At 68.1% G+C, this 827-nt stretch carries 1 protein-coding gene; it reads right to left on the reverse strand.

Annotated elements, in window-relative coordinates; all coding sequences use genetic code 11:
* Positions 1–812: condensation domain-containing protein (locus AC1DWT_RS51630; protein WP_477926325.1), on the reverse strand; the 812-nt coding region annotated here is incomplete at its 3' end.
* Between the last annotated feature and the right edge of the window lie 15 nt (positions 813–827).

Consider the following 827-nt stretch of genomic DNA (forward strand, 5'->3'; position numbering starts at 1 on the left):
CCACCAACCCGGACAACGCCTCGTCCCACCAACCCGGACAACGCCTCGTCGGTACGGCCCGCGATCGGCCCACCGATCGCAACATCGCACCCGGCACCGAGCCTGCGAAGCAACACCACCAACACCGCCTGCAACACCATCGACGATGTCGCCCCCGACCCGCGGGCCAACTCGGCTACCCGCGAACCCAATTCCGAGTCGACCGTGAACCCCACCGTGCCGCCACGGTAACTCGGCGCCGCCGGCCTCCGACGATCGGTAGGCAGCTCGATACAGTCGGGCAACCCCTCCAGCTCAGTCTTCCAATACCCGACCTGCGCGGCCAGCACACTGCCCGGATCGTCCTCGCTCCCCAGAAGGTCCCGCTGCCACAGCGTGTAATCGGCGTACTGCACCGGCAACGGCGCCCACCCGGGCGCCTGCCCCGCCGCGCGGGCCGCATACGCGACCGCCACATCCCGGGCCAGCGGCGCCAACGAACCCCCGTCCCCCGCGATATGGTGTAGCACCAACACCAGGATGTGCTGGTTCTCGCCGCATCGCACAAGCGTTGCACGCACAGGGATCTCCACCGACAGGTCGAATCGATGTCCCGCAGCCTCCGCGACCACATCCATCGCAGTGCCGTCCCCGGCGTCGACGACCTCAACCGGCAGTTCCGCGTCGACCTGCTCAGCTGACAGGATCCGCTGGAACGGCACACCGTCGTCCTCACCGAACACCGTCCGCAGGCTCTCGTGCCGAGCCACCACATCCCCCAACCCCGCCACCAACGCCCCCACATCAAGAGCACCGGTCAACCGCACCGCCACCGGAATGTTGTACGT

This window comes from Rhodococcus sp. P4_B6 (assembly GCF_056402215.1).